The sequence below is a fragment of the Clostridium pabulibutyricum genome (assembly GCF_058242705.1).
Genome location: NZ_JBZAYZ010000009.1, coordinates 53,902 through 65,101, shown reverse-complemented (window position 1 = coordinate 65,101; position 11,200 = coordinate 53,902). Strand labels below are relative to the sequence as shown.

Genomic DNA, 11,200 nt, shown 5'->3' with positions numbered 1-11,200 from the left:
GGTGAATATAACCAAAATGTTTGTCAATACTCATAACTAGAAATGAAAATTACTCGGAGCAGGGGGAGTGGATTGTTGTGAAGAAATTTTTAAGGATATGTGTATTTAGTATTTTGGTTGCATTTGCAGTTAACTTTAGCGTTGGTTCCAGGGATTATGTGGATTCAAGCGGAAACGTGGATAAAAGTATACAGAAAAGCATTGCGTCAAAGATTATAAGGTTTCATGTTATAGCAAATAGTGATACGCAATATGATCAGGATCTAAAATTGAAAGTAAGGGATTCAATTTTAGCGTATATATCTCCGAAATTGAAAAACTCGAGCAGCATAGAGGAGTCAAGGAAGATACTCAAAGAAAACGACAAGAAAATTTTAGAGATATCACAGAATGTGGTAAAAAGCTATGGATATAATTATGGAGTTAGAAGTACTTTCTGTAAAACCAATTTTCCTATAAAGACATATGGGAATATTACTCTGCCACAAGGCAGATATGAAGCTTACAGAGTAATAATAGGACAAGGTAAGGGACAAAATTGGTGGTGTGTTATGTTTCCACCTTTATGTTTTGTAGATATTTCAAAAGGACAGGCATCTTACAAGGATACTGAAAAGAAAATGAGAAGTGTGTTAAATGAAAAGGAATATGATTCAGTAGACAATGGAATAGAAAAATCCGATACCGACAAAAAGCATTATAATAAGATTCAAGTTAAATTCAAAATAGTGGATGTTATGAAAAAACTTGGGTTATAAGTATAACCTAGGGATTACCCTAGGTTATATAATTTAATTTCCATCAAAGAGCTTGTTGGCAGTTTTTAAAAAGTATTGTCCGGCAGATTTTACAAGTGTCTTTATATCGTCTTTTTCACAGATTTTTTCATCTTTTGGAACGGTTTTGTTTAAACTGGGACTTATTCTTCTGTTATCTGTCAGAGAATTAATTAATTTAACTATATTGTATCCAGCATAAGGCTTGGAAAAACTGGAACATTTTTTGGACATATTTTTTAATTTTTCAGGACATTTCAAAAGTTTGGAAATATTTTCACCGCATTTTGAGATGTCTGTCAAATTTATTGCAAGATCATTCTTAAAGAGAAACTGGGCGTTTTTTTCTTCCTGACCAGGTATCGGGGAAAAAACACCTAGAGGTAGATTGCATATAAGAGCTTCTGTAATTGTAAGCCCACCAGGTTTTGTAAGAAGAATATCGCTGCACTGCATATATTTGTTCACCTTATCAGTGTAGCCTACTATACAGGTATCTTTAAGCGAGGATTTTTTAACTTTTGAGAGATGGGAATATAATTTTTTATTTTTCCCGGTTATCACAATTATTTGTATATCATATTCTATTTTGTTCAGCTGTTCGTATATATCCATAATCTTGCCTAATCCAAGGCTTCCGCCCATTACAAGTATGGTAATTTTGGATAGGGACAGATTCAAACTTTCAAGAGTAGATTCTTTTTTGTATTTTTCATTGAAATCAGGTTTTACAGGTATACCGAAGTCGTATATACTGTCTTCTTTTATTCCTTCCGAAACCATTTTTTTTCGCATATCGTTGTCTGATACTATATATGCATCTATATGAGGATGCAGCCAAGTGCTGTGAGGATAAAAATCAGTGATAATAGATATACATGGTATATTTAAGTTGTATTTGAATTTTAATACTGACAGCATTTCCGTAGTGAAAGAATGGGTTGATATAAGGACATCGGCATTAAATTTATGTATCAAAGGTAACAGCTTGCAAGTTAGCGACTCGATAATTTTAGAAGCAAGAGTGATTACAAGCGGATCATTTCCTTCTGAGTAGGAATACAGTTTTCTATAAAGAAAAGGTGTAACTTTCAAAGCCTTTAAATAGCTGCCTATTACAACCTTGTCTATTACTGGATTTATATATTTTAGTGTATCTATTATTTCTACTTTTGAATTTGAATTTTCAAGTTCTATATAATCTTTTATAGCTTCTGCCGCATTAAGGTGACCACCTCCTGCAGAAACAGAAAAAATTAACGCTTTCATATAATCACCTTCTGATTGATTGTGTATAAATTACAAATAAATATGTTGCTTGTATTACTTAACATTATATAAAAAGTAAAAAGAATAATAAACTCATTCAGGTAACAATTAAGAAAAAATTAATATTAAATTAAATGTATATAAGTTATTATAACAGATAAATTGTGTATATATGTAACTTATACGCGTAAAATATTTTTATGGCTGTTTATGAATACAAATTCAAATTATTACAAAGAATAAACGTGTAATTGAATATAAAATTAGAGAAAGGGAGGGAAGGCTGACCAGTTTTTATATTGGAAGGCACGTTTATGAAGGCAACCAAGAAGAGAATCGTATATACAGCTGTTGTTACTCTCATAATTGTATTTTCAAGTACATTTGCTGTTCTTATGACTTTGGAGAGAAATGATTATAGAAATTATCTGCAGGGAGAATATGGTAAAAACATGTTTGAATTGATAGATGCGGTTCAAAATATAAGAGTAAATCTTGCAAAGGCTGAGGTTGTAGGATCCAGAGAACAGGGAATAGCTGTATTTGAGGAAATATTCAGATATTCAAGTATTGCCAGCGACAAATTGCACTCCCTCCCGGTATCCCAGCCGGCAATATCTGAAACAAGCAAATTTTTGAATCAGGTTGGTGATTTTTGCTATAGTCTAGGCAAGGCGTCAAGTCAGGGCAAGAGCCTTACAAATAAAGATTACGAGGATATAGATGAACTTAAAAAAGAATCTTCAGGACTTGAAACACAATTAAGTAGTATATCCAATGATATAAATCAGGGAAAAATAGGCTGGGGAGAAATAAGAAAAAAAGTGAGCGGAGCGTTTGCAAAAAATAATTCAGAAGATGCAGCAAATATGTTTCAGAATGTACAAAAACAGGTGCTTCAATATCCCGCATTGATTTATGACGGTCCTTTTTCAGACAATGTACTTTCTATAAAGCCTAAAATTTTATCACAGAAGGAAGTTCCACTTAAAACTGCAGAAAGTATTGCAAAAAAAGCTGTTGGAAATGTTAAAACTGAAAAATTAAAAGAGGAGAACATTGTGGAGAATAAAGGAATAAAGGTATATAGATTTACCGCAAACCTGTCATCGGATAAGAATAAAAATATAGTATGTGAAGTCAGCAAAAACGGTGGAAAAATACTTTATTTTATAAATACAAGGCCTATAAACAACTCCAAGATAGATATGAAAAGTGCTATCTTAAAAGGGAAGAAGTATTTGGAAAGCATTGGATACAAAGGTATGGAGCCAACGTACAGTTTAAGATATTCAAATGAAGCTGTAGTTAATTATGTATATAAACAAGGAGATGTTGTAGTTTACCCCGATCAGATAAAATTGAAAATAGCCTTGGACAATGGAAAAATTGTAAGTATGGAATCGGAGAAATATCTGACTGCCCACGAAGATAAAAGAAATATAAAATATCCGAAGGTTAGTGTTGACTTGGCGAAAAAAAGAGTGGGTAAAAGGCTTGATATTACAGGAGAAAGACTTGTTATTATTCCGGGAGAAAATAACAAAGAGGTATTGTGCTATGAATTTTCAGGAAAATATAAGGAAGATAATTTCAAAATATATATAAATACAGATACTGGATATGAGGAACGTATAATTCAAATAATAAATACACCAAATGGAGAGTTGACAATGTAAGCTTTGCATGATTTGATTGTTTTGATATAATTAACCTGTGGTTAAGAACAATCTACTATTTCAGGAGGAATATCCATGATTAAAAAGGCTATTATATCAGTATCAAGCAGCAGAAAAGATGAAAAAGACAATATACAAGTTGTTACTCCAGGTAGTTTCTACAAGGAAGATGACTCATACTATGCAAAATATAAAGAAACGGAAGTTTCAGGTATGGAAGGCACCGATACAACTTTTAAAATAGACAAGGATAGTTTTTCACTTATGAGGATAGGAACTACCAATACAAGTATGGATTTTAACAAGAAAATTAAAAGTATGTCTGTGTATGATACTCCATATGGTGCTATAGAGCTTAAAATAAAAACGAATAAACTTGAAATAAATGTGGATGAAACAGGCGGAGATGTGTACATAGATTATAGCTTAAGCATATCCGGACAAGAGTATCAGGATACAAAATTAAAAGTCAATATTAAGATTGAAAAATAAGTATGTTTAAATATCCCCATTCTGGACAGTAATACAAATAGTATAATTCAGAAAATTAATATAAATAATGGGGAAGATGAATGATGAATAAATATTTTATAGACAAGGAAGCACGATATGTTGCAATTATCGATATATTGCGCAAATACAAGGGTTTAACTGAAAATGACTTGCTTGAAATATTGAAGGATAAGGAGTGCAAATATCTTTTTTTCCTTCTGATTAAAAAATACAAGTGTTTTGATGTGGAAATGCTACAAAAAGACCTGCCTTTCATAAATGAAACAAATCTTGAAGGTAATATAAAAAAAGCCAAAGAAAACTTGCTGTTCAACAAGAAAATAAGAGATATGTACTTTGAAGCGGAAAATTTAATAGACAAGATAAAATAAAAATCATAAAAGACCTAGCATATATTTGTACAATATGCTATTATATTAGGTATGTTAAAAAACCTATATTAATACTTATATTATTCGAGTAATTTTTATTATAATACTAAATAAATTTATTGTCAACTATAATTTTATATAGACTTGGATAATAATAACACAAACCAGGGGGTGAATGCTGCTGTAAAGCAGAAATTTTATGAGTACAAAGTATATATTTGTAACTGGAGGAGTAGTGTCTTCACTTGGAAAGGGGATAACTGCAGCTTCACTAGGAAGACTTTTAAAGAATAGAGGACTTAAGGTTTCAATACAAAAGTTTGATCCATACATAAATGTAGATCCAGGCACAATGAGTCCATACCAGCATGGAGAAGTTTTTGTAACAGATGATGGTGCGGAAACAGATTTGGATTTGGGTCATTACGAAAGATTTATCGACGAAAGCCTTGGTAAAAACAATAATGTAACTACGGGTAAGATATACTGGTCTGTAATAACCAAGGAAAGAAAGGGTGAATACCTTGGAAGTACAGTACAGGTGATTCCTCATATTACAAACGAAATAAAATCGCGTGTGTATAAAGTAGCAAAAGAAAAACACGAAGACGTTGTAATAACTGAAATTGGTGGAACAATAGGAGATATAGAATCACTTCCGTTTCTTGAGGCAATAAGGCAGATAAAATATGATGTAGGAATAGAGAATGTTTGTTTTATACACGTAACCCTGGTTCCTTATCTGCGTAAGTCTGGAGAATTAAAGACCAAACCTACACAACATTCGGTAAAAGAACTTAGGAGTATTGGAATACAGCCGGATATAATAGTATGCAGATCCGAAAACGAGATTTCAGATGATTTGAAGGAGAAAATAGCTTTATTTTGTGATGTGGACAAAGATTCAGTTATACCAAATCTTGATGCTGGAAACTTGTATGAAGTTCCACTGATGCTTCATAATGAAGGCCTTGATGATTTAGTATGCAGGAAATTAAAACTCCAATGTGGTGATATAGATAATACTGAATGGATAGACATGGTTCACAGAATAAAGAATTTATCAGGTAGTGTTACAATAGGACTTGTAGGAAAATATGTAGAGCTTCATGATGCATATATATCTGTGGTTGAAGCCTTAAATCATGGAGGATATGCCAATAATACCCATGTGAAAATTAAGTGGATAAATTCTGAGGATGTAACTAGGGACAATGTACAAAGTTACCTTGAAGATGTAGACGGAATACTTGTTCCTGGAGGATTTGGAGACAGGGGAATAGAAGGAAAAATAAAAGCAGCAAGATGGGCTAGGGAAAATAAAGTGCCATTCTTTGGAATATGTCTTGGAATGCAGTGTGCAGTTATAGAATTTGCAAGGGATGTACTTGGATATAAAGGTGCTCACAGTTCGGAAATTAATCCTGACACCAAGTATCCAGTAATAGATTTAATGCCGGATCAGAAAAACATGGATGAAAAGGGCGGTACCATGAGGCTTGGAGCATATCCATGCAGGCTTCAAAAATCAAGCAATTCCTTTAAAGCTTATAATAAAGAAGTTATATATGAGAGACATAGACACAGATATGAATTCAACAATAAATACAAGCAAGAGTTTACTGAAGCTGGACTTGAATTCTCAGGTATAAATCCAGATTCAGGGCTGGTTGAGATTGCCGAGATCAAAGATCATCCATGGTTTGTAGCTGTGCAATTCCATCCGGAATTAAGATCAAGGCCAAATAAGCCTCACCCTTTGTTCAGGGATTTTATTGCAGCTGTTTTAAAAAAATCTCTTCAGTAAGATATTAAATGGAAAGGCTGGGATATTATTTATCCTGGCCTTTTAATAAAACATAAAATTATTTTTGTTTACTAGTTGATTATCCTACGTAATAATAATATTATATAATGTAAGTGTAGTAATTTATGATGCTGAGTATTATTACAATATATGGATTAAAAATCTCCAAGAGGTTATAATATAAATTATGATATATTACCCTTCAATATGAAAAATTTCCTTAAAATAAATTTTTTGTTTATTTTCGGTTCTCTTTTGAGTTTTCCCTGTAGAAGTTTATAAAGTTAATAATGAGAGGTGTTACCTGTTGATCAATAAAGATAAAGAACTTGCCGATATGAAATTGGCAGAGCTTAAAGAAGCTGCAAAAAAGTTAGGAATGAAAAATGCCTATAAATACAAAAAGGCTGAATTAATTGAGAAAATAAAATCAATGTCTCCTGCCTGCATAAAAAAAGACGGACTTATACTCAGGGAAAAAATAAGTCCTAAGAATCAAATCCAAAGTGAAGTCAAACATACTGTCGATAAAGAGGAAAATTCAGAGAAAATTGCAGAGACGAAAATTGAAGTAGTTCAAAAACAAACTGACGTTCACAAATCCGAAGAACACAAAAGTGAGGAACACAAACCTGAAGAGCATAAGAATGAAGAGAGCAAAAAAGAAAAACTGAAGGAAATGATAAATGAGTCCGATAGTGCCAAGGGAGTACTTGAGATCATTGAGAACAATAATTATGGTTTTTTAAGAGGTAAAAACTACCTTACGGGACCAAATGACATATATGTGTCGCCATCGCAGATAAGAAGATTCAATTTAAAAACAGGTGATGAGGTTATTGGAAAGGTTAGAATTCCTAAAGAGGGGGAAAAATTCAAGGCACTTCTTTATGTTCAGAAAATAAATGGAGAAAATCCTGAAAGGGCAGTTGGAAGAAAACCTTTCGAAACTCTCACACCAATATATCCAAATCAGAAGATAAGGCTTGAAACGGGAAGATCTGATTTGTCAACGAGGCTTATGGACATCATATCGCCGATAGGAAAAGGACAGAGGGGTATTATAGTAGCGCCTCCGAAGGCTGGAAAGACTACCCTCCTAAAGAAAATAGCACAAAGTATATCTGTTAATCATCCTCAAATAAAACTTATAGTAGTTCTTATAGATGAAAGACCAGAAGAAGTTACCGACATGCAACGATCCATAAGAGGCGAAGTAATATATTCGACTTTTGATGAAGAACCCGAACATCATACAAAGGTTGCCTACATGGTTCTTGAGAGGGCAAAAAGAATGGTGGAACAGGGTCAGGATGTAGTTATACTTCTTGATAGTATTACAAGGCTTTCCAGAGCATATAATCTTACAATAACTCCAACGGGTAGAACTCTTTCAGGAGGACTTGATCCAGGAGCACTTATAATGCCAAAGAAGTTTTTTGGAGCTGCCAGAAATATAGAAGAAGGCGGTAGTTTGACTATTTTGGCTACGGCTTTAATTGAAACTGGTAGCAGGATGGATGACATGATATTTGAGGAATTTAAAGGTACAGGCAATATGGAAGTTCATCTTAATAGAAAACTTCAAGAAAGAAGAATTTTCCCTGCAATTGATATATATAAATCGGGAACAAGGAGAGACGACTTGCTTTTCAAGACACAGGAGGAAAAAGATGCGGCCTTTAACATAAGAAAAGTATTGTATGATGAAAATAATAATCAAAATGTAACTGAACAGCTTATAAATCTTCTGACTAAAACAAAGAACAACAGAGAGTTTGTTGGATTTACAGGAAAGATTGGTATAAATTCCAAAAAATTCGACAAGGAAAGAGATATAAGCAATATTAAATAAATTAAAAAAACCTGCCCATATAAAGGACAGGTTTTGATGATTTCAAGTTAAGTATAATTCTACTGTTCATTCTTCAAGTTAAATTTCTTTAAGAATCTGTCAACTCTTCCGCCTGCATCAACTATTTTCTGTTTACCAGTGAAGAAAGGATGGCATTTAGAGCATATTTCCACTTTCAGTTCCTTTTGTGTTGAGCCGGTTGTGAAAGTGTTTCCACATGCACACTTAACTACAGCATCATGGTAGTATTCAGGATGTATGCCTTTTTTCATGTTTTTCACCTCTTTCGCATTCAAACGCATTTTCATATTAACTATTCGATTATATCATGTCATTTTTTTTAAGTCAATAAACCCTGGATTGTGTTTTATTTTACATAAGTGCTTTAATAAATCACCATGTTTTGTTAAAATAATATTTGTTTAAATATATAAAACTAGAAGAAGGAAAATATATGAGTAAATTATATTTTAGATATGGAGCCATGAACTGTGGAAAGTCTACAAATCTGCTTCAAGTGGCATATAATTATGAGGAAAGAGGTATGAAGGTTTTTCTAATAAAGCCCAGAACTGATACAAAAGGTGGGGACAGTGTAATATCACGCCTTGGAATTTCAAGAGAAGTTGATATGATTATTGAGAAAAATGACAATATAAGATATAGTATAAACAAATGGAAACAAAACAATGGAAAATTAGATTGCATACTTGCAGATGAAGCTCAGTTTTTTACAAGAGAGCAGATAGATGAAATGTTTGAAATAGCAGTATTGGATGATATACCGGTAATATGCTATGGTATAAGAACAGACTTCAGAATGAATGGATTTGAAGGCAGCGAAAGACTGCTTTTGATTGCACATAGTATTGAAGAACTCAAGACGATATGCAGGTGTGGAAAGAAGGCTGTATTTAACGGAAGAAAAATAAACAGCAGATTTGTATTCGAAGGAAAACAGGTGGCTATAGATAAAGAAAATAATGTTGAATATGAACCACTGTGTGGAAAATGTTATTTGAGTTATAAAAAAGAACATGAAAATTGTACAAATAAGTATCAAGACGGGGTGGTGTAATGTCGAGATTGACGTCCGTGGGAGGTCAGGCCGTCATAGAAGGGGTTATGATGAGAGGCTTAAACGGAATTGCAACTGCTGTTAGAAAATCAGACGGAAAAATTGTTGTTTGCAGAGAAGACAGTGTACCTTGTAACAAGAAGAACAAACTTTTTTCGTTACCTATAATAAGAGGCTTTGTTGGACTTTTGGAGTCTATGATAATTGGCATAAAAACCATTGATTATTCTGCATCGTTTTTTGAAGACGAGGAAGTAGGATCAGGAAAAGTTGATATGTGGCTTAATAAAATATTTAAGGACAGGACCGATGATATAATGCTTGGATTAACCATTTTTATATCTTTTTTTATAGCCATGTTAATTTTTTTTCTGTTCCCGACGTTTACTGCAAATGTTTTTAGAAAATTTAATATAGAAAATGTTGTTTTATTGAATTTGATAGAAGGAATAATAAGGGTAACTATATTTTTGGTGTATATATGTATTATTGGTAGAATGTCAGACATACGCAGACTTTTTGAGTATCATGGAGCTGAACACAAAACTATATTCTGTTACGAGAATGAAGTCGAGCTTACACCGGAAAATGCCAAAAAATTTGGAAGACTTCATCCAAGATGCGGTACCAATTTTATTTTCCTTGTAATGATAGTGAGTATAGTAATTTTCTCATTTACAGGATGGGAAGATATATGGGAAAGGCTTATATATAGGTTGGTTATGTTTCCGCTTGTTTCAGGAATAACTTACGAATTGATAAAGTGGCTGGGGAAAAGTAGGAGTGGATTGTCAAAAATACTTTCGTATCCAGGACTAATGCTTCAAAAGCTGACAACAAGGGAACCGGACTATGATCAACTTGAAGTTGCAATAGCAGCCTTAAAGTCGGCACAGGGAATAGATTGTGATAAAAAGTAAAAGTCTATATAATAAACTTAATTTATTTGAAATGGAGAATTGAAATGGAAAAAGTTAGAACTACCGTAGGCCAACTCTTGAATTATGGATATCAGAGGTTGAAACTTAAGGGAATAGACAGTTATAAGCTTGACGCCCAGCTTCTTCTCGGAAAAATTTTAAAAAAAGATAAATTATTTTTGATTATAAACAGAGATTATGAAATAGATGAGGAAGATATAGAAAAGTATTATGAGCTTTTGAGACTTAGGGAAAAAAGGATGCCTGTAAAATATATACTTGGCGAGTGTGAATTTATGGGATTAAACTTTTATATAAAAGAAGGGGTTTTAATTCCAAGACCTGATACGGAGACACTTGTTGAAAATGCAATTGAGCAGATAAATAGAAATGAATATGAAAAAGTCTGTGATTTGTGTTGCGGCAGTGGTGTAATTGGTATATCAATAGCCTGTCTAATTGAAAAGATAAATGTAACTTGCTGTGATAAGTTTTTGGAAGCGTGTGAGGTTACAAGGGAAAACATAATGAAGTTTTCTATTCAGGACAAGGTAAATCTTGTACGAAGTGATTTGCTTCAGAGCTTTATACTTGAAGGTGAAAAGTTTGACATTATAGTTTCGAATCCACCTTATATAAAAGAAGAAGTTATTCCTACTCTTATGGAGGATGTAAAAAATTATGAACCGTATAATGCATTGTGTGGAGGAAAAGACGGACTTAAATTTTACAGAAAAATAGTGTCACAGAGCATAGGACTTTTGAATAAGGGTGGAATGATAATGTTTGAGATAGGCTGTGACGAAAGGGAAGCAGTTGAAAATATACTTAGAAACAGTGGATTTTCTGATATAAATAGTGTGAAAGATTTAGCAGGAAGAGACAGGGTGGTGTTTGGAAGGTTCTAAATATTACGGGTTTGATATAGTTGA

At 32.9% G+C, this 11,200-nt stretch carries 11 protein-coding genes; 9 read left to right on the top strand and 2 right to left on the bottom strand.

Going from position 1 to position 11,200, the window contains the following annotated elements; genetic code table 11:
- Positions 1-77: 77 nt before the first annotated feature.
- Positions 78-758, top strand: coding sequence for a stage II sporulation protein R (gene spoIIR, locus AC4CVH_RS10735; protein ID WP_490787755.1), 681 nt, complete (start codon positions 78-80; stop codon positions 756-758).
- A gap of 33 nt (positions 759-791) precedes the next feature.
- Here spoIIR and AC4CVH_RS10730 read toward each other — a convergent pair whose 3' ends face one another.
- Positions 792-2,045, bottom strand: a complete 1,254-nt coding sequence (locus AC4CVH_RS10730) for an MGDG synthase family glycosyltransferase (RefSeq protein ID WP_490787754.1) — start codon at positions 2,043-2,045, stop codon at positions 792-794.
- A 314-nt stretch (positions 2,046-2,359) separates the two neighbouring features.
- On the opposite strand from AC4CVH_RS10730, the gene ypeB reads away from it, so the two are divergent.
- From ypeB to rho, 5 genes are all read left to right on the top strand, one after another.
- On the top strand, positions 2,360-3,724 hold the full coding sequence (gene ypeB, locus AC4CVH_RS10725; protein ID WP_490787753.1) for a germination protein YpeB: 1,365 nt from the start codon (positions 2,360-2,362) through the stop codon (positions 3,722-3,724).
- A gap of 75 nt (positions 3,725-3,799) precedes the next feature.
- Positions 3,800-4,216, top strand: coding sequence for a YwiB family protein (locus tag AC4CVH_RS10720; RefSeq protein ID WP_490787752.1), 417 nt, complete (start codon positions 3,800-3,802; stop codon positions 4,214-4,216).
- An 80-nt stretch (positions 4,217-4,296) separates the two neighbouring features.
- Positions 4,297-4,608, top strand: coding sequence for a ribose-5-phosphate isomerase (locus AC4CVH_RS10715; protein ID WP_490787751.1), 312 nt, complete (start codon positions 4,297-4,299; stop codon positions 4,606-4,608).
- Positions 4,609-4,807: 199 nt separating this feature from the next.
- Positions 4,808-6,415, top strand: coding sequence for a CTP synthase (gene pyrG, locus AC4CVH_RS10710; RefSeq protein WP_490787750.1), 1,608 nt, complete (start codon positions 4,808-4,810; stop codon positions 6,413-6,415).
- Between the two features lie 307 nt (positions 6,416-6,722).
- Entirely contained in the window at positions 6,723-8,270 is a 1,548-nt protein-coding gene (gene rho, locus AC4CVH_RS10705) for a transcription termination factor Rho (RefSeq protein ID WP_490787749.1), read from the top strand.
- Between the two features lie 59 nt (positions 8,271-8,329).
- Here rho and rpmE read toward each other — a convergent pair whose 3' ends face one another.
- Positions 8,330-8,542 (bottom strand): 50S ribosomal protein L31, encoded by a 213-nt coding sequence (gene rpmE / locus AC4CVH_RS10700; RefSeq protein ID WP_490787748.1) that lies wholly within the window; start codon positions 8,540-8,542, stop codon positions 8,330-8,332.
- Between the two features lie 182 nt (positions 8,543-8,724).
- On the opposite strand from rpmE, the gene AC4CVH_RS10695 reads away from it, so the two are divergent.
- From AC4CVH_RS10695 to prmC, 3 genes are read left to right on the top strand one after another with little or no spacing between them, the layout of a single operon-like run.
- Positions 8,725-9,348, top strand: coding sequence for a thymidine kinase (locus AC4CVH_RS10695; protein WP_490787747.1), 624 nt, complete (start codon positions 8,725-8,727; stop codon positions 9,346-9,348).
- Positions 9,348-10,268 (top strand): DUF1385 domain-containing protein, encoded by a 921-nt coding sequence (locus AC4CVH_RS10690; RefSeq protein WP_490787746.1) that lies wholly within the window; start codon positions 9,348-9,350, stop codon positions 10,266-10,268. The genes AC4CVH_RS10695 and AC4CVH_RS10690 overlap by 1 nt, the downstream gene beginning before the upstream one ends.
- A gap of 44 nt (positions 10,269-10,312) precedes the next feature.
- Complete coding sequence (prmC, locus tag AC4CVH_RS10685; protein WP_490787745.1) at positions 10,313-11,176, top strand: peptide chain release factor N(5)-glutamine methyltransferase; 864 nt, start codon at positions 10,313-10,315, stop codon at positions 11,174-11,176.
- Positions 11,177-11,200 lie beyond the last annotated feature (24 nt).

Coding starts and splice junctions, on each gene's coding strand:
- AC4CVH_RS10730 (WP_490787754.1), bottom strand. CDS start 2,045: ATGAAAGCGTTAATTTTTTCTGTTTCTGCAGGAGGTGGTCACCTTAAT.
- ypeB (WP_490787753.1), top strand. CDS start 2,360: ATGAAGGCAACCAAGAAGAGAATCGTATATACAGCTGTTGTTACTCTC.
- AC4CVH_RS10720 (WP_490787752.1), top strand. CDS start 3,800: ATGATTAAAAAGGCTATTATATCAGTATCAAGCAGCAGAAAAGATGAA.
- AC4CVH_RS10715 (WP_490787751.1), top strand. CDS start 4,297: ATGATGAATAAATATTTTATAGACAAGGAAGCACGATATGTTGCAATT.
- pyrG (WP_490787750.1), top strand. CDS start 4,808: ATGAGTACAAAGTATATATTTGTAACTGGAGGAGTAGTGTCTTCACTT.
- rpmE (WP_490787748.1), bottom strand. CDS start 8,542: ATGAAAAAAGGCATACATCCTGAATACTACCATGATGCTGTAGTTAAG.
- AC4CVH_RS10695 (WP_490787747.1), top strand. CDS start 8,725: ATGAGTAAATTATATTTTAGATATGGAGCCATGAACTGTGGAAAGTCT.
- AC4CVH_RS10690 (WP_490787746.1), top strand. CDS start 9,348: ATGTCGAGATTGACGTCCGTGGGAGGTCAGGCCGTCATAGAAGGGGTT.
- prmC (WP_490787745.1), top strand. CDS start 10,313: ATGGAAAAAGTTAGAACTACCGTAGGCCAACTCTTGAATTATGGATAT.